The organism is Streptomyces sp. NBC_00029, assembly GCF_045160505.1.
Lineage (GTDB): Bacteria > Actinomycetota > Actinomycetes > Streptomycetales > Streptomycetaceae > Streptomyces.
The window spans coordinates 1,841,653-1,864,610 of sequence record NZ_CP108292.1 but is presented as its reverse complement, the minus strand read 5'-3'; the positions used below and the strand labels follow the sequence as shown (position 1 = coordinate 1,864,610).

21 protein-coding genes are annotated in these 22,958 nt (G+C 71.0%); 19 read left to right on the top strand and 2 right to left on the bottom strand.

Features of this window, described 5'->3' with window-relative positions; genetic code table 11:
- Positions 1-145 precede the first annotated feature (145 nt).
- The 11 genes from OG753_RS09015 to OG753_RS08965 all read left to right on the top strand — a co-directional run bounded on the left by OG753_RS09015 (position 146) and on the right by OG753_RS08965 (position 13,268).
- Entirely contained in the window at positions 146-748 is a 603-nt protein-coding gene (locus tag OG753_RS09015) for a TetR/AcrR family transcriptional regulator (protein WP_327261284.1), read from the top strand.
- 57 nt (positions 749-805) lie between these two features.
- Positions 806-1,708 (top strand): UTP--glucose-1-phosphate uridylyltransferase GalU, encoded by a 903-nt coding sequence (gene galU / locus OG753_RS09010; RefSeq protein WP_405788007.1) that lies wholly within the window; start codon positions 806-808, stop codon positions 1,706-1,708.
- A 195-nt stretch (positions 1,709-1,903) separates the two neighbouring features.
- On the top strand, positions 1,904-2,881 hold the full coding sequence (locus tag OG753_RS09005; RefSeq protein ID WP_405788005.1) for a ParB N-terminal domain-containing protein: 978 nt from the start codon (positions 1,904-1,906) through the stop codon (positions 2,879-2,881).
- A gap of 71 nt (positions 2,882-2,952) precedes the next feature.
- The gene (locus OG753_RS09000) at positions 2,953-4,398 is read left to right on the top strand and encodes an MFS transporter (RefSeq protein WP_405788004.1); all 1,446 of its coding nucleotides are present in this window, start codon (positions 2,953-2,955) and stop codon (positions 4,396-4,398) included.
- A 109-nt stretch (positions 4,399-4,507) separates the two neighbouring features.
- Positions 4,508-5,293: an SDR family NAD(P)-dependent oxidoreductase gene (locus OG753_RS08995; RefSeq protein ID WP_405788002.1), complete on the top strand. Its 786-nt coding sequence runs from the start codon at positions 4,508-4,510 to the stop codon at positions 5,291-5,293.
- Between the two features lie 8 nt (positions 5,294-5,301).
- On the top strand, positions 5,302-6,606 hold the full coding sequence (locus OG753_RS08990; protein WP_327261279.1) for an MFS transporter: 1,305 nt from the start codon (positions 5,302-5,304) through the stop codon (positions 6,604-6,606).
- Positions 6,607-6,612: 6 nt separating this feature from the next.
- Complete coding sequence (locus OG753_RS08985) at positions 6,613-8,304, top strand: FAD-dependent oxidoreductase (RefSeq protein ID WP_405787999.1); 1,692 nt, start codon at positions 6,613-6,615, stop codon at positions 8,302-8,304.
- Positions 8,305-8,660: 356 nt separating this feature from the next.
- Positions 8,661-9,857, top strand: a complete 1,197-nt coding sequence (gene wecB, locus OG753_RS08980) for a non-hydrolyzing UDP-N-acetylglucosamine 2-epimerase (protein ID WP_327261277.1) — start codon at positions 8,661-8,663, stop codon at positions 9,855-9,857.
- A gap of 22 nt (positions 9,858-9,879) precedes the next feature.
- Positions 9,880-10,668 (top strand): hypothetical protein, encoded by a 789-nt coding sequence (locus OG753_RS08975; protein ID WP_327261276.1) that lies wholly within the window; start codon positions 9,880-9,882, stop codon positions 10,666-10,668.
- Positions 10,665-11,918, top strand: a complete 1,254-nt coding sequence (locus tag OG753_RS08970; RefSeq protein WP_327261275.1) for a VCBS repeat-containing protein — start codon at positions 10,665-10,667, stop codon at positions 11,916-11,918. Before OG753_RS08975 ends, OG753_RS08970 begins: the two co-directional genes overlap by 4 nt.
- A 126-nt stretch (positions 11,919-12,044) precedes the next feature.
- Entirely contained in the window at positions 12,045-13,268 is a 1,224-nt protein-coding gene (locus OG753_RS08965; RefSeq protein ID WP_405787997.1) for an acyltransferase family protein, read from the top strand.
- A gap of 28 nt (positions 13,269-13,296) precedes the next feature.
- Here OG753_RS08965 and OG753_RS08960 read toward each other — a convergent pair whose 3' ends face one another.
- Entirely contained in the window at positions 13,297-14,217 is a 921-nt protein-coding gene (locus OG753_RS08960) for a helix-turn-helix transcriptional regulator (protein ID WP_383194129.1), read from the bottom strand.
- Positions 14,218-14,386: 169 nt separating this feature from the next.
- Between OG753_RS08960 and OG753_RS08955 the strand changes: the two genes are divergently transcribed.
- The 8 genes from OG753_RS08955 to OG753_RS08920 all read left to right on the top strand — a co-directional run bounded on the left by OG753_RS08955 (position 14,387) and on the right by OG753_RS08920 (position 21,661).
- Positions 14,387-15,796, top strand: coding sequence for an MFS transporter (locus OG753_RS08955; protein ID WP_327261272.1), 1,410 nt, complete (start codon positions 14,387-14,389; stop codon positions 15,794-15,796).
- A gap of 112 nt (positions 15,797-15,908) precedes the next feature.
- The gene (locus OG753_RS08950) at positions 15,909-16,748 is read left to right on the top strand and encodes an alpha/beta hydrolase (protein WP_327261271.1); all 840 of its coding nucleotides are present in this window, start codon (positions 15,909-15,911) and stop codon (positions 16,746-16,748) included.
- Position 16,749: 1 nt separating this feature from the next.
- The gene (locus tag OG753_RS08945; RefSeq protein ID WP_327261270.1) at positions 16,750-17,274 is read left to right on the top strand and encodes a hypothetical protein; all 525 of its coding nucleotides are present in this window, start codon (positions 16,750-16,752) and stop codon (positions 17,272-17,274) included.
- 13 nt (positions 17,275-17,287) lie between these two features.
- Entirely contained in the window at positions 17,288-18,262 is a 975-nt protein-coding gene (locus OG753_RS08940) for an LLM class flavin-dependent oxidoreductase (RefSeq protein ID WP_327261269.1), read from the top strand.
- Between the two features lie 165 nt (positions 18,263-18,427).
- The gene (locus tag OG753_RS08935; protein WP_405787993.1) at positions 18,428-19,165 is read left to right on the top strand and encodes a tyrosine-protein phosphatase; all 738 of its coding nucleotides are present in this window, start codon (positions 18,428-18,430) and stop codon (positions 19,163-19,165) included.
- A gap of 95 nt (positions 19,166-19,260) precedes the next feature.
- On the top strand, positions 19,261-20,205 hold the full coding sequence (locus tag OG753_RS08930; protein WP_327261267.1) for a hypothetical protein: 945 nt from the start codon (positions 19,261-19,263) through the stop codon (positions 20,203-20,205).
- 18 nt (positions 20,206-20,223) lie between these two features.
- Positions 20,224-20,847, top strand: a complete 624-nt coding sequence (locus OG753_RS08925; RefSeq protein ID WP_405787991.1) for a hypothetical protein — start codon at positions 20,224-20,226, stop codon at positions 20,845-20,847.
- Complete coding sequence (locus OG753_RS08920) at positions 20,828-21,661, top strand: inositol monophosphatase family protein (RefSeq protein WP_405787989.1); 834 nt, start codon at positions 20,828-20,830, stop codon at positions 21,659-21,661. The genes OG753_RS08925 and OG753_RS08920 overlap by 20 nt, the downstream gene beginning before the upstream one ends.
- On the opposite strand, the gene OG753_RS08915 is transcribed toward OG753_RS08920, so the two are convergent.
- On the bottom strand, positions 21,658-22,848 hold the full coding sequence (locus OG753_RS08915; protein WP_405787988.1) for an SLC13 family permease: 1,191 nt from the start codon (positions 22,846-22,848) through the stop codon (positions 21,658-21,660). The genes OG753_RS08920 and OG753_RS08915 overlap by 4 nt on opposite strands.
- Positions 22,849-22,958 lie beyond the last annotated feature (110 nt).

Sequence of the window (22,958 nt, the reverse complement as noted above, 5' to 3'; positions counted from 1 at the left end):
TCGGCGCGTGGTGGCGGGGCAGGGGCGCTTCTTCGACAAGTCGGCGTTGTGGGAGGCGGTCGCCGGGGCGACGCTGGAGGTCGCCATCTCCCCGCGGGCGCAATGGCGAGTGAGGAACGACCTGGATGGCAGTGATAGTGCAGTGGTGAAGCAAGAGCGCGGCGTACGCACCCGTAGTCATCTGATCTCGGTGGCTGCCGCTGAATTCGACCGCAATGGGTACGACGGGACCTCCCTCTCCCGGCTGAGCCGTTCCGCCGGAATTTCGATCGGGGCTCTCACCTTTCACTTCGCGGCGAAAGGAGAGCTGGCTTCGGCCGTGGAGGATTCCGGGCGGGCCGCCACCCGCAGAGTGGTCGAGGGCGTGACGTCCCGTGGCGGCCCGGCGCTGGACACCGTTTCCGCGCTCGTCCTCGCCCTCGGCGGGCTGATCGAGACGGACGCGGCCGTACGCGCCGCGGCGCGGCTGACCCAGGAGCGCGTCGGCGCCGGACCCGACTGGTGCGGATGCTGGCTCCCGCAGGTCAAGGAGCTCATGGTGCAGGCCGCGGAACAGGGGCAGCTGGACCCGGAGGTCGATCCGTGCCCCGCCACCCTGCTGACGGCGCATCTGGTGGGGGGAGTCGTCGCCAGGGCGCGCCGCGGCCGGGGCGAGCCCCCCGGCGCGGTGACCGGCGAACTCGGGGACCTGTGGCGGCTCATCCGGCGGGCCATCGCGGCGCCGACAGAAATGGAATTGCCCAAGTAGGAGAAGAAGCGGGGTAATTCAAGCCGCCGGAACGCGGGGCGCTCTAGCGTCGGTGGCATGAATTCACCTCACCGGATAACCAAGGCAGTGATCCCCGCCGCGGGGCTCGGCACGCGATTCCTCCCGCTGACCAAGGCCACACCGAAAGAAATGCTTCCGGTGGTCGACAAGCCGGCCATCCAGTACGTGGTGGAAGAGGCCGTCGCGGCGGGGATGTCCGACATCCTCATGGTCACCGGCCGCAACAAGCGGCCGCTGGAGGACCACTTCGATCGCAACTACGAGCTGGAGGAGGCCCTCCAGCGCCGGGGTGATCAGGACAAACTGAGGAGCGTCTGCGCCTCCACCGAGCTCGCCGACATCCACTACGTGCGCCAGCGGGATCCCAAGGGCCTCGGACACGCCGTCCTGTGCGCCGCGCCCCATGTCGGCCGGGAGCCCTTCGCCGTCCTCCTGGCCGACGACCTGATCGACCCCCGGGACCCCCTGCTCGCCCGCATGGCCGAGGTGCGGGAACGGCTCGGCGGCAGCGTCGTGGCCCTCATGGAGGTGGATCCGCAGGCGATCCACCTGTACGGATGCGCCGCGGTGGACCCTTCGGCGGGCGGCGACGGCGTACGCATCACCGAGCTGGTGGAGAAGCCGGAGCCCGGCACCGCGCCCAGCAACCTGGCCATCATCGGCCGGTACCTCCTCGACCCCGAGATCTTCGACGTCCTGCGGGCCACGAGCCCGGGGCGCGGCGGAGAGATCCAGCTCACGGACGCGCTGCGCGCGCTGGTCCGGGCCGGGCGTCCCGTGCACGGCGTGGTGTTCTCCGGCCGGCGCTACGACACCGGGGACCGCGCCGAGTACCTGCGCGCGACGGTCAGGCTCGCCTGTGAGCGCGCGGACCTCGGCCCCGAATTCCTGTCCTGGCTGCGGGAGTTCGTACGTACGGAAGAGCTCGTGGCGGTCTGAGTCGCAGCTCGGTGGGCGACCGGTGAACTTCCGCGGTCGCCCGCCCCACCAGCACCTGCCTCGCCAACTTGCCCAAATCTCAGCGGGGTTCGGGCTCCAGCTGGGTTACCGAACGGTAATTACGTAATTTCTTCCCCGTGGCCGCCGAACGGAGCGGCATCCGAACCACCGACTGCCGGGAAGGAGGTGAACCACATGGACAGGGCGAACCCGCGACGTGAGCCGCAGACCCCCGGCGTCGCTGTCGCAGTCGACGTACCGGTCGGCACCCTGCTCGCCGGCGACTCCCCCCGCACCGTGCACGTGGACGAGAGCCACGCACAGGCCCTCGCCCACTCGGGCCGGACGCTGCCGCCGCTGCTCGTGCACCGCCCCACCATGCGGGTCATCGACGGAACGCACCGGTTGCGGGCCGCCGTACTGCGCGGGCAGGACACCGTGGGAGTGACGTTCTTCGACGGCAGTGCCGAGGACGCGTTCGTGCTCTCGGTCGAGGCCAACATCAGTCACGGACTCCCGCTGACCCAGGCGGAGCGGACCTCGGCGGCGCTACGGATCCTGCGGTCCCACCCCGACTGGTCCGACCGCGGAATCGCGCGGCGGACCGGACTGGCGGCCCGGACCGTCGCGACGCTACGGCGCCGCGAGCCGCCGGGGCCCGCACCGCCGGGCCGCGTCGGCCAGGACGGCCGTCTCCGGCCGGCCGATCCGATCCGGGGCCGGGAGGCCGCCGCCAGGCTGCTGGCCGGCCGGCCCACGGCGTCCCTGCGGCAGATCGCACGGGAGGCGGGCATCGCGCCCTCCACCGTAAGGGACGTGCGGCGCCGGATCGGAGAGGGCGCCGATCCCGTACCGGCCGCCCAGCGGCGTTCCGCCGGGACCCCGGCCCCCGCCCCGCCCCCGGTACCCCCGCGGGGCCGGGGGCAGCCGCTGCCCGAACTGGTCACCGGCCTGTGCAAGGACCCCCTGCTCAGGCTGAGCGAGGCGGGCAGGCTCCTCCTGCGCATGCTCGACCTCCAGGTGAGCGGGCTGCGCCAGTGGGAGCGGATCGTCGCCGCAATACCCCCGTACCGCGTGGAGACGGCCGCCGCCGCGGCCGCCCAGTGCGCGCGGGACTGGCAGGAGCTGTCCGACGAACTACGGCGCCGCGCCTCGGCGCACACCCCTGCCTGAGCCGGTTTCCCCGGCGAGTACCGGCCTTCGACGTGGAAGGCCCCCAGTTGTGATCGAAAGGACGTATGGCGATGTCGGTTGTCGAGGGAGCGCGTGTTGACGCGGGTTCAGGGGAGGGGGGAGGAGCCGAGGGGCCCGTTCGTCTGGACGGGCGTCTGAAGTTGGTTCTTGTGGTGCTGCTGGTGGCGCAGTTCATGCTGGCGGTTGATTTCTCGATTCTGAATGTGGCGTTGCCGGTGATCGGTGACGGGCTTGGTTTCTCGTTGTCGAATCTGCAGTGGATCGCGACGTCGTTCGCGCTGTGTGCTGCTGGTTTCACGCTGTTGTTCGGGCGGGTGGCTGACCTGTTCGGTCGTCGACGGCTGTTCCTGGTGGGCCTTGCGGTACTGGGTCTGTCCTCGCTCGTGGGCGGTCTGGCGACGTCGCCGGAGATGCTGATCGCGGCGCGAGTGTTCCAGGGTCTTGCGACCGCCGCGGTGACGCCGGCCGGTCTGTCCCTGCTCACCACCTCGTTCCCCGAGGGTCCGCTCCGTGAGAAGGCCCTCGGCCTGAACGGTGCGTTGATGTCGGCGGGTTTCACGACGGGGGCGATCCTGGGTGGTGTTCTGACGGATCTGCTCTCGTGGCGGTGGGCGTTCTTCATCAACGTGCCGGTGGCGCTGGCGGTGTTGTTCATCGCTCCGACGGTGATCAAGGAGTCGCGTCCGTCGGTGCGTCCGAAGCTGGACCTGCCGGGTGCGACGGCTGTGACGCTGGGTCTGCTGGCTCTGATCTATGGGTTGACGCAGGCGGGTGAGCACGGTTGGGGTGCTCCGTCGGCGCTGGGTTGGCTGGCGGCGGGTGTGGTGCTGCTGGTCGTCTTCTATGCGATCGAGGCGAAGAGTTCGGATCCGCTGGTTCCGGTTTCGGTGCTGAAGAAGAAGACGGTCGCGTGGGGGAACATCGCGGGTCTGATCGCGTTCCTGACGGAGACCAGTCTGGTCTTCCTGATGACGCTGTATCTGCAGGAGGTGCTGGACTTCTCGCCGCTGACGGCTGGTCTGTCGTTCGGTGTGCTGGGCGTGGGCACGGTGATCGGTGGTTCGATCGCTCCGCGGGTGATCGGTGCGGTGGGTACGCGGTCGACGCTGATCATCGGTGGTGTGCTGCAGGCGGTGGCGACGCTGAGCCTGGTGGCTCTGGGTGAGACCTCGGCGTCGATGTGGCTGCTGCTGATGGCCACGTTCGCGGGTGGTGTCGGCAACATGCTGGTGATCGTCGGGTTCATGGTGACCGCGACGACCGGTCTGCCGGATCACGAGCAGGGCATGGCGACCGGTCTGGCGACGATGACGCAGCAGATCGGCATCACGATGGGCACGCCCATCATGTCGGCGGTCGCCGCCGCCAACACCGACATCCACGCGGGCATCACCACCGCGGTCATCGTCAACACCGCCATCGTGGTCGTCGGCATCCTGACCACCGTCCTCTTCCTCCGCGCCAAGGCCGCGAAGGACGTCGCAGCCGCCGGCTGATTTCCCGGCCGCAGAGATTCCCCTCCCTCCGGGAAGCGCCCCCGGCACGGTCGTCAGACCGCTCCCGTCGACCGTGCCGGGGCCGCCTCCCTCCTTCTCAAGGAACGTGATGGACCTCCGTATCGAAGACCGCGTGTACCTCGTCACCGGCGCGTCGTCCGGAATCGGCGAGGCAACCGTCCGCCTCCTGGCGGCGGAAGGCGCCACCGTCGTCGGCGTCGCCCGCAAGCCCTGGAACACCGAAGCCCTCGGCGACCGGGTCAGCACCGTCGCCGCCGACCTCACCGATCCCACCGCCGCCCGCCAGGTGGCCGACGCGGTCATCGAACGCCACGGCCGGCTCGACGGCCTCGTCAACAACGTCGGCGCGCTGCAGTCCCGTACCGGCTTCCTCGACGTGACCGACGAGCAGTGGAAGAGCACCTTCGAGATCAACTTCCACTCCGCGGTCCGCATGACCCGCGCCGCTCTGCCCGCGCTCCTGGAGACCGGAGCGGGCGCCCTCGTGCACATCGCGAGCGAAGCCGCCCGGTTCCCCGACCCGGGCATCGTCGACTACGCCGCCACCAAGACGGCGCTGCTGTCCCTGTCCAAGTCCCTCGCCGCGGAGTTCGGCCCGCGGGGCGTACGTTCCAACGTGGTCTCGCCCGGGCCCACCCGTACCGCGCTCTTCGACGCGCCCGGCGGTTTCGCCGAGCAGCTCGGCGAGCGGTTCGGCCTCCCGGCCGACGAGGCCGTCGACCACTTCATCCGCGAGGTGCGCCGACTCCCCAGCGGCCGCATCGGCACCCCCGACGACGTCGCCGGCGCCGTCGCCCACCTGCTCTCGCCCCTCGCGGGCCAGGTCACCGGCGCCGAGTGGAGCGTCGACGGCGGCGCCCTGCGACAGGTCTGACCGGGCCGATGCGTGCTTCCCTGCTCGCCCTCGCCATAGGGGCCTTCGGCATCGGGACGACCGAGTTCGTCATCGTCGGTCTGCTCCCGGAAGTGGCCGACGACCTGTCCGTCTCCATCCCCTCCGCCGGCATGCTGGTCACCGGCTACGCCCTCGGTGTGGTCGTCGGCGCACCGCTGATGACCGCAGCCGGTGCCCGGCTGCCGCGCAAGACCATGCTCGTCGTCCTCATGGCCGTCTTCATCGCGGGCAACCTGCTCTGCGCCCTGGCCGGCGACTACACCGCCCTCATGGGCGGGCGGCTGATCGCCGCCCTCACGCACGGCGCGTTCTTCGGGATCGGGTCCGTCGTGGCCGCCGACCTGGTGGCCCCCGACCGGCGGGCCAGCGCCATCGCCCTGATGTTCACCGGCCTCACCCTGGCCAATGTGCTCGGCGTACCCCTGGGCACCTTCCTCGGCCAGGAGTTCGGCTGGCGATCGACCTTCTGGGCGGTCACCGGCATCGGGGTCGTCGGGCTGCTCGGCCTCATCGCCCTGGTCCCGGCGCAGCCGGCGCCGGAACGCGGAGCCCTGCGCGGCGAACTCGCCGTCTTCCGCAAGCCGCAGGTGTGGCTGGCGCTGACCACGACCGTCCTCGGTTTCGGGGGCGTCTTCGCCTCCTTCACCTACCTCGCGCCCATGATGACGGAACTGGCCGGCTTCTCCGACGGCGCGGTCGCCTGGCTCCTCGTACTCTTCGGCGTCGGTCTGTGCGTGGGCAACGTACTCGGCGGCCGGGCCGCCGACCGCTCCCTGATGCCCAGCCTGTACCTCATCCTGGGTGGCCTCTGCCTGGTGCTGGTGATCTTCACCTTCACCTCGCGGGCCACCGTGCCCGCCGCGATCACCCTGGCCGCCTTCGGGGCGATCGGTTTCGCGACGGTGCCACCGCTGCAGGCGCGCGTGATGCAGCAGGCCGCCGGGGCCCCGGCCCTCGCCTCCGCGGCGAACATCGCGGCCTTCAACCTCGGCAATGCCCTCGGGGCCTGGCTCGGCGGTCTCGCCGTCGCCCATGGCCTGGGGTGGACCTCGCCGACCTGGATCGGTGCCGGACTGGCCGCGGCGGGACTGGGCACCGCGGCGCTCTCCGGCCGGCTCGACCGCAGGAGCCGCGGGCGTCATGCGCAACCGGGCGCATCGCGTCCCACCGCACCCCTCCCCACCGCACCCCTCCCCAACGCATCCGCTCCCACCGGACCGCTTTGCGCACAGCACCCTTCCGCCGGTGCCGGGTACGGCACCCATCCCATCGTCGAACAGAAGTCGAGGTAGACGCACATGAACGGTGTCGATCGCCGGACCATGCTCACCCGCAGCGCGGCCGTCGTCGGAGGCGCGGCGGTGGCCGGCGCACTGTCCGGGCCCGCCGCGGCCGCCGCCGACCACGCTCCCGGTGCCTCCGGAGCGGCGCCCGCGGCCGCCGGGACCGGATCCGTCGTCAGGCCGGGGGATCCGCGCTACGAAATGCTGACCACCGGGAACAACCAGCGCTTCGTGGCCCGCCCCGACTACATCAAGATGGTCCGCTCGACCGCGGACGCCGAACGCGCGCTGAGAGACGCGGTCCGTGCGGGCAAGCGGGTCTCGGTGCGCAGCGGCGGCCACTGCTTCGCCGACTTCGCCGCGCACTCCGGCACCCAGGTCATCATCGACTTCTCGGAGATGACGCACGTCGGCTACGACCCGAAGTTCCGGGCGTTCGTCGTGGAGGCCGGCGCCCGCCTGATCAACGTGTACGAGGCCCTGTACAAGGGCTGGGGCGTCACGATCCCCGGCGGCATCTGCTACAGCGTCGGAGCCGGCGGGCACATAGCCGGCGGCGGCTACGGCCTCCTCTCCCGGGCCCACGGCCTCGTCGTCGACCACCTCTACGCCGTGGAGGTGGTGGTGACGGACGGCCGGGGCGGCGTACGCACGGTCGTGGCCACCCGGGAGCAGAACGACCCGAACCGGGAGCTGTGGTGGGCCCACACCGGCGGGGGCGGAGGCAACTTCGGCCTGGTGACCCGCTATTGGTTCCGTTCTCCGGGGGCGAGGGGCTCCGAGCCCTCCCAGCAGCTGATCTCCCCGCCCTCTAAGGTCCTGGTGAGCGCGGTCGACTTCCCCTGGGAGCAGTTGACGGAGGCGAAGTTCACCCGGCTGCTGAAGAACTTCGGTGCCTGGCACGCGGCCAACAGCGCGCCCGGCTCCCCGTACCGCAACCTCTCCAGCCTGTTCAACGTCAGTTCCAAGGCACACGGCAGCCTGGGCATGTTCACCCAGGTCGACGCGACGGTGCCGAACGCGAGAAAGCTGCTGGACGACTATCTGGCCGCCATCACGGCCGGTACGGGCGTCGTCCCGAAGGCGCTCACCCGCCCCACCGGCGAGCTGCCCGCCATGCCGCAGTTCGCGGAGCCCAGGACCCTGCCCTGGCTCCAGGCCACCAGACTGGTCGGCACCAACAACCCGGTCATCACCAATCCCACCTCACGCGGCGCGCACAAGTCGGCGTACATGAGGAAGAACTTCACCGACCATCAGATCTCGTCGCTCTACCGGTACATGAGCCGGCCGGACTTCAAGAACCCGGACACCATGCTGGTGCTGTTCTCCTTCGGTGGCCAGGTCAACGCCGCGGCGCCCGACGCGACGGCAAACGCGCAGCGCTCGTCCATCTTCAAGATGTGCTTCCAGACCTTCTGGCAGGACGAGGGCGAGGACGGGTACTACCTGGGCTGGCTGCGCGACCTGTACGAGGACTTCTTCTCCGCGACCGGTGGCGTACCCCTGATCGACGACAGCACCGACGGCTGCTACATCAACTACCCCGACCGTGACATCACCGACCCGCGCCGCAACCGCTCCGGCGTGCCGTGGCAGACGCTCTACTACAAGGATAACTACCCGCGCCTGCAGCAGGTGAAGAGGAAGTACGACCCGTCCGACTTCTTCCGCCACTCCATGTCGATCAAGCCCGCCCGGGGCTGACCTCCTTCCCCGCCCGCCGTCCTTCCTCACCCGTCGTCCTTCCTCACCCGTCGTCCCTGTTCAGAAGCCCCGCACTCCGGTCTCCGGAGTGCGGGGCTTCTGTCGTTCCCGTACGACCGTTCGAGTGTCCGCCGGCGTTCGTTGACTCCCCGGCCCGCTCCGGGAAAGCTGGGTCCTGGCCGGAAGAGGGCAGCCGAAAGGCCCCTCGCAGTGAGATCCGATCCCCTGGCCACCACCCGTCGAAAAGGCCCGCGGCACCGCCGCGCCGCGCCCTCGCACGCCCCTGCACCCGCCAGTACGCCCTCGCACTCCCTGTCACGGCTCGATTCCCGACACGTCAGAAAGCAGAGGAAGCCATGCGTTCCGTCGCCGTAGTCCTCGGCACCCGCCCGGAAGCCATCAAGTTCGCGCCGGTCATCCGCGCCCTCCGGGAAGACCCGCGCTTCGAGCCCGTCGTGATCTCCACCGGGCAGCACCGCCAGATGCTGGACGAGACCCTCGACGCCTTCGGCCTCACCGCCGACGTCGACCTGAAGGTGATGGCCCCCAAGCAGACCCTCTCCCAGGTCACCTACCGGTCGCTGCGCGGCCTGGAGGACTACTTCGCCACCGCGCCGGCCGACGCGGTCCTGGTCCACGGAGACACCGCCACGACCCTCACCGGGGCCCTGGCCGGATTCCACCAGCGGATCCCCGTCGTCCACGTCGAGGCCGGACTGCGCAGCGGCCGGCTCGGCTCGCCCTTCCCCGAGGAGGGCAACAGACGGCTCGTCGCCCAGGTCGCCGCCCTCCACCTGGCGCCCACCCCCGGCAACCTGGCGAACCTGCTCCGCGAGGGCATCGCCGCCGACACGATCACGGTCACCGGCAACACCGTCATCGACGCACTGCGCTGGGCCAGCGGCCGCGCCGAGAGCTACGGCGCCCCCGCCCTGGCCGACCTCGACCTCGATCCGCGCCGGGTCGTCCTGGCCTCCGCGCACCGCCGCGAGGCCTGGCCGCACCTGCCGCAGATCGGCCGGGCCCTGGCCCGCATCGCCGACGAGCCCGGAGTGCGCGTCGTCGTCCCGCTGCACCGCAACCCGGTCGTCCGCGAGGCACTGCTCCCTTACATCGGCGGCCACCCGGGCATCACCGTCGTCGACCCGTTGCCCTACCTCAGCTTCTGCAAGCTCATGGGCCGCGCCGACCTCATCGTCTCGGACAGCAGCGGCAGCCAGGAGGAAGGGCCCGCGCTCGGCAAGCCCACCCTGGTCCTCGGCGACGTCACCGAGCGGTCCGAGGCCATCGTCGCCGGCACCGCCTGCCTCGTCGGCACGGCCACCGAGGGCATCGTCGCCCACACCCTGGAGCTGCTGCGCGACCGGGCCGCGTACGACCGGATGGCGAACGCCGCCAACCCGTACGGCGACGGACTGGCCACCGCCCGCACGGTCGCCGCGCTCGCCCACTTCTTCGGCCTGGGACCCGCGCCCGAGCCCTTCGTCCCCGACAGCGCCGTCGACGAGCTCAGCGTCGAGCTCGCCCGTACGGCCGACTTCGCCCGCACCTGAACCCCGGAGAGGAAGCAGCCGCATGAGCGCCACCCCGTCCGCCGTCGAACGCCCCCTGAACTTCAGCACCCCGTACCTGAGGGCCGCGCTCGTCCGCGACGCCGTGGACTACACCGTCGAAGGCCGCACCATCGTCGTCAACCCCGGTGTGACCCCCGTGACCATCGCGGAGACACCCCGCAAGACCATCCCCCCGCTCTCCTCGACCGTCCTCGCCGACACCCGCATCGAGAAGGCCGACGCGCTCCTCCTCCTGCGCAGCGCCCCCGACGGCACCGACATCACCGGCATCACCGCGGAACCCGGCTGGTCCCACCTCGCCGACCTCCTCGGTCCCGGCGAGTTCCCCCGCGAGACCGCCCTCCACCGCAGCCCCCAGGACGACATCAACACCGTCCTGTTCGACCCGGCCCACGTACTCGGAGAGCGCGAGAGCGCCATGGACCTGCGCGAGTTCAACGTCCGCGCCAACCTCTGGTTCTCACCCGCCGGAACCGACTGCGCCGTCCACAACAGCCACGACTTCATCGAGGTCCACACCCAGGTGCACGGCCTGGGCCGGATGCAGCGCTTCCGGGACAGCGACCACGCCTCGCTCTACCAGGACGTCCTGATGAGCCCCGGCTACACCACCCCGGACCCGTTCTGCGCCACCGGCCCCCAGTGCACCTACCACTACCCCTGGCACCAGTACCGGGCCGACACCGACTGCATCTGGCTCGCGATCGAGTACCACCCCGTGCCCCGCGCGCTGCGCACCCTCCACCCCGCGACCACCTCCGCCCTCACCTCCCTGGAGAGCCACTCATGACCGCCAACGGCACCGGCAAGAGCACCGAAACCGCTCTGCGCGCCCCGAAGTTCACCGCCGAGATCGTCGCCGACCAGCTCCGCGACGGCTACTGGCTGGAGGCGCCCGACATCGACGGCGACGGCCGGCCCGACCTGTTCGGCTACGGGCTGCGCCTCGGCGAGATCTACTGGTACGCCAACGACGGCGACTGGACCCGCCGGCTGATCGCCGACCGCATCAAGATGCCCGTCGGCGCCGACTTCGCCGACGTCAGCGGCAACGGCCACCCCGACGTCATCGTCTGCTACGACCTCTACGGCCCGATCGGCACGATCCACGACGCCAACACCGAAGGCGGCAAGATCGACTGGCTGGAGAACCCGGGCACCCCCGACAAGGACGAGTCCCGCTGGAAGCGCCACTACGTCGGCCGCGCCACCGGCATGCACCGCCTGCGCGCCGGCCACTTCACCCGCACCGACCGGCTCCAGATCATCGGCCTGCCGATCGTCGCCAAGGAGGACGTCCACGCCGTACTGCCCGTCGTGCTGTTCACGCAGCCCGACGACGTGCACACGGCCGAGGAGTGGCCGATGACCGTCATCGACGACAGTCACTTCCGGATGATCCACGGCGCAGAGAAGAAGAAGGGCCTGGTCCCCGGCTCCGAGCTCGAATCCCTGCTGCTGGCCTCCGACGAGGGCGTCACCTGGCTCTGGTTCGACGAAGCCCGCCAGGAGTGGGTCCGCGAGCTGATCGGCACCGGCGAGCTCACACAGTTCGAGCAGACAGGCTTCCGCGGCAGCGGCGACCTCAACGCGGGCCGGCTCGGCGACGACCCGATGGCCTACGTCGCCGCGATCGAGCCCTTCCACGGCAACACCGTGGCCGTCTACACCAAGGCCGGCGGCGGCGAGGGCTGGAACCGCGTCCTGCTCGACGTGTACGGCGACCCCAACGAGAACGGCGAGGGCCCCGGCCACCAGATCGTCTGCGCCGACTTCGACGGCGACGGCGACGAGGAGTTCCTCGTGGCCCTGCGCGGGCCGTGGCCGTGGCAGGGCGTCATGTACTACAAGGCGATCGACGCGGCCAACGGCGTCTGGGCCAAGTGGCGGGTCTCCGAGGAATCCGTCGCCCGCATCGCCACCGCCGACTTCAACGGGGACGGGCGCCTCGACTTCGCCACCATCGCGTACTCCGTCCAGAACTACTACGTGGCCAAGGACGCCAAGCTCATGGTCTACCGCAACGAGATCGACCAGTAGGCCCGTTCCGTCCCTCCCGGCAGTCCCGTACGCCCCTTCGTGCCGCCGGGACCGCGCACCGCACGGCGGAGCCCGGTCCCGGCGGCTGCCCCCCGACGAACCCCACTCCCGAAAGAGCGATCTCCTGTGGCCTCCACGACGCCCTCCGAAGCAGCGAAGCGGGCGAAGCTGCCCTCCCTCACCGGCCTGCGGTTCTTCGCCGCGCTCCTGGTCTTCTTCTTCCACTCGTCCCTGACCGACTCCCCGATACCGCCGAACGCCCCGATCAACCCCTTTGCCGACGCCTCGATCGCCGACGGGTTCTCCACGGCCTTCAGCAAGGCCGGATACCTCGGCGTCTCGTTCTTCTTCGTGCTCTCCGGCTTCGTCCTCGCATGGGCCTCACGGCCGGGTGAGCGCGTCACAGCCTTCCTGCGCCGAAGACTCCTGAAGATCTTCCCGAACCACGTCGTCGTCTTCGCCGCCGCGATGATCCTCTTCGCCGGCGCCGCCGTCACCAGCGTCGCCGACTGGCTGCCGAACCTGCTCCTCGTCCACACATGGTTCCCGCAGGCGGGCGTCAACCTCAGCGTGAACCCGCCGAGCTGGTCCCTCGGCAGCGAGCTGCTCTTCTACGTGCTCTTCCCGCTGCTCATCGTTGCGATCCGCAGGATCCGGGGCTCCGCCCTGTGGGTGTGGAGCGCCCTGATGGTCGTCGGCATGGTCGCCGTCCAGCTGATCTCGACCTACGTCGTCCCCGACACCCCGAAGTCGGCCATCACGCCCGTCTCCGACATGCAGTTCTGGTTCGGCTACCTGCTGCCGCTGGGCCGCGTGTTCGAGTTCGCCCTCGGCATCCTGCTCGCCCGCGTCGTCCTGGCCGGCCTCTGGCCGCGGCGCGTCGGCTTCGGCGCCGCCCTCGTCCTGACCGTCCTGGGCTACGCCGCGGCCATGATCGCCCCGTTCCAATACGGATTCGTCGTCGCGACGATCGTCCCGGTCGCCGCACTCATCGGAGCCACCGCCCAGGCCGACGTGGACGGCCGCGCCACCTTCCTGCGCAGCCGGCCCATGGTCTGGCTCGGCGAGGTGTCCTTCGGCTTCTACCTCGTCCAGGGCGTCACGATCTTCTACCTCCGCTCGCTGCTGGGTGAGAACACCTACAGCGTCCCGGTCGCCCTGCTGGTGATCGCCGGATTCTTCGCGGCCTCGCTGCTGGGCGGCTGGCTCCTGTTCCGCTTCGTCGAGATGCCCGCCATGCGCCGCTTCGGGCGCGCCAGGCCTCGTGCAAAGCCGGTCCCGGACCCGGCTCCGGCAGCCCCTGAGCCGGCCGGCGAGCGGACCCCGGTCACCGCGGCCGCCCGCGACTGACCGGCGATCCTGTCCGCTGCCCTCCGCCCTACTGCTCTCCGCCCGCGTCGGCATCCGCCGCCGCGGGCTTCGGGCTGCCGTGCCCGGGAGCGGCCGCCGGACCGGCGGTCAGGCTCGACAGCATGCGCAGCGCCGCGTCGGAGGGAGAGGACTCGGGGGCGCTGTAGAGCAGCATCCGGTGGTTGGTGCCGTCGGTGAGGTGCAGGTTCTCGAAATCGAGGGTGAGGGGCCCCACGACCGGATGGTGCAGCGTCTTGGTGCCGACGGTGCAGTCCCGTACGGGGTGCTTCGACCACAGGGAGGCGAAGTCGGGGCTCTGCAGCATCAGGGACCCGATCAGCTCCGCGAGCGCACGGTCCTGCGGATTGCGCCCGGCGACCAGGCGCAGGGCCGCCAGGGCGACCCGGGCCTCGCTCTTCCAGTCCGTGTAGAGCTCCCGGGTGTGCGGGTCGAGGAACAGCATCCGCGTGAGGTTCGGGCGGACGGCCGGATCGTCGGGGCTCGCCATGTCGACGTGCCCCGCGAGCAGGGCGTGGCCCAGCGGATTCCAGGCGAGCACGTTGTTGCGGCCGTCCAGGACGACGGCCGGGACCTGCGGCATCGCGGCGATCAGCCGGCGCGTGGTGTCGCGGGCGTACTCGGGACGCGGCGACTGGGCCCGCTTGGCGCGCGGCGGCCGGGCCAGGTTCATCAGGTGCGCGTGCTCGTCCGGGGTCAGGCGCAGGGCGCGGGCCAAAGCGTCGAGGACGCTGTCCGAGGCGTTCGTGCTCTGCCCCTGCTCCAGGTGGGTGTAGTACGTGATGCTCACGCCGGCCAGGAGGGCGAGCTCCTCGCGCCGCAGCCCGGGTACGCGCCGACGGGTGCCGTGGGTGGGGAGCCCGACGTCCTCGGGCTGGAGCTGGGCGCGACGAGTGCGGAGGAACTCGCCCAGGGCAGTCGGTGTGTCCATACGTTCCAGTGTGCCGGGGGAGGGCGCCGAACGGTGCCCGTGAAGGTGGCCCTGGCAGTGCTAGCTTGCCCGGCGCCAGCACAACCAGGGGGCTGGGTAACCCTCTCCGGCCGGTCCAGAGTCGATGACGCAACAGCTCGTTGCGTGATCGAGAGGATGTGGGTCGGCGATGTCGGTTGTCGAGGGTGCTCGGGTCGATACGGGAACTGAGGGGCCCGTTCGTCTGGACGGGCGTCTGAAGTTGGTTCTTGTGGTGCTGCTGGTGGCGCAGTTCATGCTGGCGGTTGATTTCTCGATTCTGAATGTGGCGTTGCCGGTGATCGGTGACGGGCTTGGTTTCTCGTTGTCGAATCTGCAGTGGATTGCGACGTCGTTCGCGCTGTGTGCTGCTGGTTTCACGTTGTTGTTCGGTCGGGTGGCTGACCTGTTCGGTCGGCGTCGGTTGTTCCTGGTGGGTCTGGCGGTGCTGGGTCTGTCGTCGTTGGCGGGTGGTCTGGCGACGAGTCCGGAGATGCTGCTGGTTGCCCGTGTGTTCCAGGGTCTGGCGACGGCGGCGGTGACGCCTGCGGGTCTGTCTCTGCTGACGACTTCGTTCCCGGAGGGTCCGCTGCGTCAGAAGGCGCTGGGCTTGAACGGTGCGTTGATGTCGGCGGGTTTCACGACGGGGGCGATCCTGGGTGGTGTTCTGACGGATCTGCTCTCGTGGAGGTGGGCGTTCTTCATCAACGTGCCGGTGGCGCTGGCGGTGTTGTTCATCGCTCCGGTGGTGATCAAGGAGTCGCGTCCGTCGGTGCGTCCGAAGCTGGATCTGCCGGGTGCGACGGCCGTGACGCTGGGTCTTCTTGCGCTGATTTACGGTCTGACGCAGGCGGGTGAGCACGGCTGGGGTTCGGGCGGTGCGCTGGGCTGGCTGGCGGCGGGTGTGGTGCTGCTGGTGGTGTTCTATGCGGTCGAGTCGAAGAGTGCGGCTCCTTTGGTGCCGGTGTCGGTGCTGAAGAAGAAGACGGTGGCCTGGGGCAATATTGCGGGTCTGATCGCGTTCCTGACGGAGACGAGTCTGGTCTTCCTGATGACGTTGTATCTGCAGGAAGTGCTGGACTTCTCTCCGCTGGCGGCGGGTCTGTCGTTCGGTGTGCTGGGTGTCGGCACGGTGATCGGTGGTTCGGTCGCGCCGCGGGTGATTGCCGCGACGAGCACCCGCGCCACGCTGATCGTGGGTGGTGTGCTGCAGGCGGTGGCGACGCTGAGTCTGATCGCGCTGGGTGAGACCTCGTCGAGCATGTGGCTGCTGTTGACCGCCACCTTTGCGGGTGGTGTGGGGAACATGCTGGTGATCGTCGGGTTCATGGTGACGGCGACGACGGGGCTTCCGGATCACGAGCAGGGTATGGCGACGGGTCTGGCGACGATGACCCAGCAGATCGGCATCACGATGGGCACGCCGGTCATGTCGGCCATCGCCGCCGCGAACACCGACATCCATGACGGGATCACGACCGCGGTCATCGTGAACACCGCCATCGTCCTCGTCGGCACCCTCACCACCGCACTCTTCCTGCGCACCAGGCGGTCCCACTGACGAAGTGCGTGCCTCCACTAAGGCAACTCCGCCTTGTGACAGCCCTGCCCCGGCCGCGAACGTTGGCCCCGGGCCCGGCGCGAGCGCCGGCTACCGATGGAAAGGAACCCCGATGGCCGCACCCACCGTCGTCAGCTGGGAGCAGGTGTCCGTCCCCTCCGCGTCCGGCCCTCTTCCCGCCCGGGCCTACCGGCCGGGCACCGGGTCACCGCAGGGCTGGCTGGTGTGGGCCCACGGAGGCAGCTGGCGCGCCGGATCCGCCCAGGACTGGCACGGCGCCACGGCCGAACTCGCCCAGACGTCCGGCTTCGGCGTCGTGAGCGTGGACTACCGCCTGGCTCCCGACGTACGCCACCCGGCCATGGTCGAGGACGTCCTGTCCGCCCTGGCCTGGGCCGGGGAGCAGGACCGGCCGGGCGGTGCCCCGCCCGTCCTGGCCGTCGGCGGGGACAGCGCCGGCGGCACCCTCGCCGCCTCCGCCGCGCTCGTCTGCCGCGACCGCGGGATCCCGCTGGCCGCACAGGTACTGGCGTACCCGCCGCTCGACCCCGGGTGCGCGGCGGCCTCGTACCACCGCTTCCCCGACCTCTTCCCCACGGCCTCCTACCTGATGGCGGCCTGGCAGGACTACCGGCAGCCGGGCCGCCCGGTGGCCGCGGACGGCACACGCCTGCACAGCACCCCCTTCGAGGCCGCCGACCTGCGCGGACTCGCACCGGCCGTCCTCGCCACCGGCGACCTCGATCCCGTCGGCGACGACGTGCACCACTACGGGCGGCTCCTGCGGGCCGCCGGGGTGGAGGTCACCCTGCGGGAATTCCGGCAGACGGGACACGGGGCGTTCCTGCAACCCGGCCGCGGCCCCGGCGGGCACCACCCGGCCGCGTCGCTGCGCGGCTGGCTGGGACGGGCCCTGCACCCCTTCCTCCCTCACTCACCGAACTGGAGCTGACATGACCACCACCTCCGGCGTCCCCAACCTCGACGCCCTGCTGCGCCACTTCGCCGATCTGCGCGACGGCATCCACGGCGGTGCCGTCACCCGGCCCGACAAGGAGGAGCACTTCCGTACCGCCGCGCGCCTGCTGGACCCGTACGCCCGCCGGGCGCTCGGCGAGCTCAACGACGAACTGCTCCTCGGGCAGGGCGTGATCGACGCCAGCGGTGTGCAACGCGCCGACGACGGCAGCCTCTTCCACGCCTGGACCCTGTGGTGGGACGAGCAGTCGGCCGCCGACATCCCGCCCGTCACGCTGTACGCGCACTACGGAGCCTCCTTCCACCACCCGCACCTGCGCGGAGCGACGGTCTCAGAATGGCCGCTGAACGTCTTCGACGACGCGCAGGCCGCCGCCGAACTGCCCACCCTGCACGCGATCGCCGCCGCCGACCTCCACAACCTCGTCTTCGAACGGGACTTCAGGATCGTGCCCGCGACGATGGCGGGCGCCACTGGTCTCCCCGCCCACCAGCACTGAAAGGCGGCCCGTCATGACGAAGCTGCGACTGTCCGTACTGGACCAGACCCCCGTCGGCGAGGACCACACCCCGGACCAGGCGCTGCGCGCGTCCGTGGACCTGGCCCGCAGCGCCGACGAACTCGGCTACACCCGCTACTGGGTCGCCGAACACCACGACTCGCCGGGCTTCGCGAGCAGCGCGCCGGAGATCCTCGCGGGCACACTGCTCGCCCGCACCTCGCGGATGCGGATCGGCACCGGCGGTGTGCTGCTGCCGCGCTACGACCCGGCGAAGGTGGCCGAGGTGTTCGGCGTACTGGCCTCCCTCCACCCGGGACGCGTCGACCTCGGGATCGGCCGGGCCGGCGGCCCCGCCCGCGACTTCCCGCAGCGGCTGGCGGACCTGCGCGCATTGCTGGGCGAGGGCGGGGTCGTCCCGCACGCGCCGGTCCCGCCGCAGATGTGGCTGCTGGGCGCGGGACGCGAATCGGCGCGACTGGCCGGACTGCTGGGGACACGGTTCGCCTTCGGGCACTTCTTCTCCCCGGTCGGCGGCCGGGAGGCGATCGAGGACTACCGCGCCCGGTTCCGTACCTCCACCGGCGTGAGGCCGGGCGGCGCGCTCGCGGTCCGCGTGGTGACGGCGGACAGCGCCGGCCGCGCGGAGGAACTGGCCCAGAGCCTGCTGCTGTGGCGCGCCCGCAAGGACCTCGGCCAGGACGGCCCGCTGCCGTCGTACGAGACCACGCGCCGCCACCGCTGGACGGGCGCGGAGCTGGAACGGGCCAAGGTGCACCGCGCGGCCCTGGTCTCCGGGGCGCCGGAGCAGGTGTCCGCGACCCTGACGGCCCTCGCCGGGAGCCACGGCGTGGACGAGCTGATCGTCAACACCCTGACCTGCGATCCGTCCGACCGCCGGCGCTCGTACGAACTCCTCGCCGAGACCTTCGCCCTCCCGGCGTCCCTCCCGGAGGCCGCGGCCCCCGTGGCAGCGTCGCGCGCCTGAGCACCGTCGGTCCACGGTGCGCGGAGACCCGGCGGGCGTCCGGGCGGGTGTCCGGGCGGGCGTCCGGGCGGGCGGACTCCGGCCGTTCGGGGTGGAGTCCGGCGATCGGCGTGCTGCATGATCGTCGGTGGATCGTCGGTGGATCGTCGGGACGAGGGGGAGACCATGGGCAGGCATGTCGGGTTCGAGCGACTGCACAACTTCCGGGACCTGGGCGGGTATCGGTCGGCCGACGGCCGGACCGTGCGGTGGCGGACGGTCTACCGGGCCGACTCGCTCGGCAAGCTGGCGGGCGACGACTGGGAGCGGTTCCTGGGGCTGGGCATCGGCACCGTGATCGACCTGCGCTATCCCTGGGAGATCGAGGCCAAGGGGCAGGTGCCCGAGGCCGAGCGGTTCCGGTACGTGAACCTGAGCATCGAGCACCGGCCCTACGACCAGGCCGAGATCGACCCGGACCTCGACCCCTGGCGCTACCTCGCCGACCGGTTCGCCGAGGTCACCGAGGACGGAGCCGCCGAGATCCGGCAGGTGATCGAGGAAGTGGCGCAGGCGCCCGGCCCCGTCGTCTTCCACTGCACCTCGGGCAAGGACCGGACCGGGCTGATCGGCGCGTTCGTCCTCACCCTCCTCGGGGTGGAACGGGCCGACGTCCTCGCCGACTTCGCGCTGACCGAGCTGGCCACCGAGCGCCTCGCCGCGGACTGGCGGGCCGCCAACCCGGGCCGGGTCATGAAGTGGCCGAGCTACGGCCGCGCCCCCGCCGTCGTCATGGAGCTGGTGTTCGGGGACCTGGAGGCCCGGTACGGATCGGTGGAGGGCTACCTCGGGGAGCGGGCCGGGCTGCCGCAGCGGACCGTGGAGCGGTTGCGCTCCCGCCTGCTGACCGCCGACAGCCGCTGACCGGCGGCGGCGCCCGCGCGACGTGAAGTCGCCCTGGTGGGGCCACCGGCGCATCTCCTACCATCGGAACACGGGTGGGGGAGGGGGGTGCGTTCATGGCGGCACACATGGGGCGGCTGGAACGCTTCGTTGCCTGGGTGCTGCGGAACGCCGACGTCGTGGTCGCCCTGGGCATCGCGATGGCGGTCGGACTCCTGGACATCTTCGGCGACGTCATCAGTGACGACGTCTCCTCCGGTGCCACCCTCGTCGTCCTCGGCCTCCTCGCGACCGGGTCGCTCGTGGAGCGCGTACGCCGCCCCGCCAGCATCCAGGAGGCGATGAGCGGGACGCGCCAAGCCCTGGAAGACCTCGCGATGGTGCGTTCGCTCTCGGGCAACGAGGTCGGCGAGGCCCTGCGCAAGGCCCGCCAGCAGACCAACCTCTGGTACTTCAAGGGCGGTACGGGCACCTACCTGCGGGCGGTCACGCTGCCCCAGTGCGTGAGCGCCGCGAAGGAACACCGTTCCCAGCTCAATGTGAAGATCGACATCGTCAATCCGGCCGACGAACGCGCCTGCGCCGCATACGCCCGCTTCCGGCAGATGTTCGGAGTGCAGCGCCGCGGCGACGAACCGTGGACCACCGACCGGGTCCGCCGGGAGTCGTACGCGACCGTCCTCGCCGCCTGCTGGTACCAGCGGCAGCTGACGACGCTCGAGATCAGCGTGCACCTGTCCGCCGCCGTGCCGACCCTGCGCTTCGATCTGTCCGAGACCTGCCTGATCATCACCCAGGACGACCAGTCCCGGGTGAACCTGCTGGTGGAGCGCGGCCAGCCGCTCTACGACTACTACGTGACCGAGCTGCACCAGAGCCGCGAGCAGGCGACCGTGCTCGACCTGCGCGTCGCCTCGCCGCTCGGCCAGGAGCCCACCGTCGACGAGGTGCGGGCGCTCTTCGACGGCCTGCGGCTGCCCCTGCCGCGCGTATTCACCGACAGCGACATCGGCAAGATCATCGAGAAGGCACTGCATGCGGAGGACCCCTACAGGAGGTGATGCGCTCCGGCGCGTGCCATGGACCACGAGCTCGAAAGGACTCTTGTCGCCCTGGAGGAAATCGCCTCCGGGACCCGGGAGTTGCGTGCCGTCCGCCATCCGCTCGGATTTCTGTGCCTGCCCCTGCTGAGAGAGGGCCCGCACGGAATCTGCGTACACCTCTTCGACACCGACGACCACGCCGAACCGGACGCGTCACCGATGCACGCCCACAGCTGGGAACTGCGCAGCCGTGTGCTGTTCGGGCGGGTGGCCAACCTGCCGGTACGGACCGGCGTGGTACGGGACGGGGAGGACGGCGCGACCCACCGGGTCTTCGAGGTGCACAGCGGGAGCGACGGCGTGGACGAGATCCGGCCGACCTCCGTCCTGGTGCGGAGCGAACCGGGCCCCGCCCTCGTCAGCTCCGGCGGGGAGACCTACACCCTGGCGGCGGGCGAGTTCCACGCCACCGCCCTGGAGGGCGCGGAGCCCGCGGCCACCCTGGTGCACGGCATGTCGGTCCCCGGCCGGCTCGACCTCTCCCTCGGCCCGCTCGACGGCGGGCCGCGCCGCACGACCCGCCGGCTGTGCGACACCGCGCAGACCGTGCGCAGCGTCCATACCGTCCTCAGGAGGATCGATGCCCAGCAGCGGGCCTGATTTCGACCACGAGAGGCAGATCGCCGTCGCCGCCGCGCAGGAGGCGGGCCGCCTGCTGCGCAGCCGTTTCGGCACGGCGCGGTGCGTGCGTACGAAGGGCGGGTCCGGGGACGTCCTGATGGACCTCGACCTCGCCGCCGAGAAGCTCGTCCTGCGCCGCTTGCAGCACCACTTCCCGCACGACCGGATCCTGTCCGAGGAGGCCGGGCTGCTCGACGCCGCGGGCGAACGCACCTGGCTGGTCGACCCGCTGGACGGCAGCAACAACGTCGTGATCGGGCTGCCCACCTACGCGGTGGGAATCGGGCTGTGCCTGGGAGGCACCCCGGTGATGGGGGTGGTGCACGAACCGGTCACGGGGGAGACCTGGCACGCGGTCAGGGGATACGGGGCCCACGGGCCGTCCGGCGCTCTGCCCGGCCCCGGCCGCACGCTGCCGAGCCCCGGGCCCGTCGTCGCCTGGACGCAGGGATACGCCGTGGAACGGGGCGACGCGAGCGCCGTGGCCCTGCGCGCAGTGCTGGAGCTGCGCTGCCGGCGGGTCCTGCAGCTGTGGGCGCCGCTGCTCGGCTGGAGCCTGCTGGCGCGCGGCACCATCGACGCGTTCGTCGGCTACCGCGCCGAGGGCGTGGACCTGCCGACCGGGGCGCTGCTCGCGGCAGAGGCCGGGGTGGAACTGTGCACCCTGTCCGGGGCGGCGTTCAGCCCCGGCTTCGCGGGGGCCGACACCGGGCGCAGCTTCGTCGCGGCGCGCGGCGAGACCCTCGCGCACCTGCTTGCCGACGTGGGCGCCGTCACCCGAGACACGGCCTAGGAGGTCGCCGCCAGCGCCAGCGTCGCGGCCAGGGTGCCCGCCACCGCCAGCACGAACCCCGTACCGAAGAAGCGGCCCAGGTCGATCCGGGTGCCGTGCCAGCGGCACCGTTCGAACCACAGCAGGGTGGCCAGCGAGGCCCACGGCGTGATGAGCGGGCCCACGTTGACGCCGATGAGCTGTGCGAGCAGCTGCTCGTGGTTGGCCACCGGGATGGCCGCCTCGCCGGCCAGGTACGCCGGGAGGTTGTTCAGCACGTTGGAGAAGCCCGCACCGACCGCCGCCGACCTCAGCATGCCCACCAGGTCGTTGTCGGACCCCATGGCGGCGGCGAGGATGTCGTGCAGTCCGTGCGCGTTGACCGTCTCCACGACCAGGAACATGCCCGGCACGAGGACCAGGAGCCGCCACGGGACCAGGGAGAGGCGCAGTGTCTCCCGGCTGCGCACCCAGAACGCCACCACCACGATCAGCGCGGCCGCCATCGACGCCGACCACAGCGGTACGTCGGCCAGCAGGATCGCCAGCAGGAACCCGGCGCACGCCACCGCGCACACCCGGAACAGGACCCGGTCCACGGGCCGCGGCAGGGGCGGAGGCGTGTAGCGGGTCTCGCCGCGGCGGCCCGGGCGCCAGTAGAAGACCCAGAGGCAGACCATCGTGACCGCGATCGCCGCCAGCTGCGGCGCCCACATGGTGGCGGCCATCTCCGACGGGGTCAGCGCGATCCGGTCCGCGGCCAGCAGGTTCGTCAGGTTCGACACGGGAAGCAGCAGGCTCGCCGTGTTCGCCAGCCAGACCGTGGTCATCGCCAGCGGTACGGGCGCGATGCCGACCCGGGTCGCCAGCGCGAGCATCACCGGGGTCAGCAGGACCGCCGTCGTGTCAAGGTTGAGGGTGATGGTGGTGACGGACGCGAACAGCACGCAGAGGCAGAAGAGCAGGGGATACCGCCCGCGGCCCGCCCGTGCCACCCAGGTGGCGACGACGTCGAAGACCTCGGCCTTGCCGGTCAGCTCGGCGAGGACGATGACGGTCGCCAGGAACACCAGCAGCGGACCGACGCGCTCCATCACGTCCGAGGCGTGCCCGGTGGGCAGCAGTCCCGTGGCGACGCACAGTGCACCGAGTGCGAGCAGGCCGCCGGCGAGCCAGTCCAGTGGATGCAGACGCCTGAGGAAAGACACGGCGAACAGGTTCGCACATACACACGCCCCGGCATCAGACGGGGCGGACGGAACCGGACACGCCCGCCCGGGCGTCCCGGGGGGCGTCCCGGGGGAGGCCACCTCGTCCT

Coding starts and splice junctions, on each gene's coding strand:
- galU (WP_405788007.1), top strand. CDS start 806: ATGAATTCACCTCACCGGATAACCAAGGCAGTGATCCCCGCCGCGGGG.
- OG753_RS09005 (WP_405788005.1), top strand. CDS start 1,904: ATGGACAGGGCGAACCCGCGACGTGAGCCGCAGACCCCCGGCGTCGCT.
- OG753_RS09000 (WP_405788004.1), top strand. CDS start 2,953: ATGTCGGTTGTCGAGGGAGCGCGTGTTGACGCGGGTTCAGGGGAGGGG.
- OG753_RS08995 (WP_405788002.1), top strand. CDS start 4,508: ATGGACCTCCGTATCGAAGACCGCGTGTACCTCGTCACCGGCGCGTCG.
- OG753_RS08990 (WP_327261279.1), top strand. CDS start 5,302: ATGCGTGCTTCCCTGCTCGCCCTCGCCATAGGGGCCTTCGGCATCGGG.
- OG753_RS08985 (WP_405787999.1), top strand. CDS start 6,613: ATGAACGGTGTCGATCGCCGGACCATGCTCACCCGCAGCGCGGCCGTC.
- wecB (WP_327261277.1), top strand. CDS start 8,661: ATGCGTTCCGTCGCCGTAGTCCTCGGCACCCGCCCGGAAGCCATCAAG.
- OG753_RS08975 (WP_327261276.1), top strand. CDS start 9,880: ATGAGCGCCACCCCGTCCGCCGTCGAACGCCCCCTGAACTTCAGCACC.
- OG753_RS08970 (WP_327261275.1), top strand. CDS start 10,665: ATGACCGCCAACGGCACCGGCAAGAGCACCGAAACCGCTCTGCGCGCC.
- OG753_RS08960 (WP_383194129.1), bottom strand. CDS start 14,217: ATGGACACACCGACTGCCCTGGGCGAGTTCCTCCGCACTCGTCGCGCC.
- OG753_RS08955 (WP_327261272.1), top strand. CDS start 14,387: ATGTCGGTTGTCGAGGGTGCTCGGGTCGATACGGGAACTGAGGGGCCC.
- OG753_RS08950 (WP_327261271.1), top strand. CDS start 15,909: ATGGCCGCACCCACCGTCGTCAGCTGGGAGCAGGTGTCCGTCCCCTCC.
- OG753_RS08945 (WP_327261270.1), top strand. CDS start 16,750: ATGACCACCACCTCCGGCGTCCCCAACCTCGACGCCCTGCTGCGCCAC.
- OG753_RS08940 (WP_327261269.1), top strand. CDS start 17,288: ATGACGAAGCTGCGACTGTCCGTACTGGACCAGACCCCCGTCGGCGAG.
- OG753_RS08935 (WP_405787993.1), top strand. CDS start 18,428: ATGGGCAGGCATGTCGGGTTCGAGCGACTGCACAACTTCCGGGACCTG.
- OG753_RS08930 (WP_327261267.1), top strand. CDS start 19,261: ATGGCGGCACACATGGGGCGGCTGGAACGCTTCGTTGCCTGGGTGCTG.
- OG753_RS08925 (WP_405787991.1), top strand. CDS start 20,224: ATGGACCACGAGCTCGAAAGGACTCTTGTCGCCCTGGAGGAAATCGCC.
- OG753_RS08920 (WP_405787989.1), top strand. CDS start 20,828: ATGCCCAGCAGCGGGCCTGATTTCGACCACGAGAGGCAGATCGCCGTC.